The following is a 550-nucleotide window of genomic DNA, read 5'->3' as shown; positions in this document are numbered from 1 at the left end:
ACATAAGGGCTCGGTGGCAAGCCAAGGATGTTGCCGTCTGCATCGGTCACCACCCATTGGGAGCTGCCCCCTGAGTTCCCTTCCAGAGTAATGGCACCTTCGGGGATATTGTCGGCCACACCGTCTCCTACAACAAACTCAAATGGGCCTCCAGACAGGGTACCGCCTTTGGGTTCGTTCCTTATCACTTCTATCGGGTTGGACAGGTCGTAATCGCCTACCAGATCGGCTGCATTCTTTCCTGTCTCTGCGCCTTCTATATCGCCATTGAAGCTCAAATGCCATACCAAGCAGGTACCTGCGCCTGCGCCGTCAAAATCCACGACATAGGGACTTGGTGGCAAACCAAGGATGTTGCCATCTGCATCGGTCACTACCCATTGGGAGTTTTCACCCGAGTTTCCTTCCAAGGTAATGGCGCCTTCGGGAATATTGTCCGCAATGCTGTCACCTACACAATATTCAAACGGACCGCCTGTCAAGGTTCCCCCATCTGCTTTTGCAGGGTTTCTAATAACCTCGATAGGGTTCGACAGGCTATAGCAACCTA

General features: G+C 52.7%; 1 pseudogene. It reads right to left on the bottom strand.

From position 1 onward, the window contains the following. Window positions 1–550: pseudogene (locus HHX25_RS21070) on the bottom strand (T9SS type A sorting domain-containing protein); the annotation flags it as partial.

The organism is Flavivirga algicola, from assembly GCF_012910715.1.
Taxonomy (GTDB): domain Bacteria; phylum Bacteroidota; class Bacteroidia; order Flavobacteriales; family Flavobacteriaceae; genus Flavivirga; species Flavivirga algicola.
This window is presented reverse-complemented; position numbering and strand designations above follow the sequence as displayed.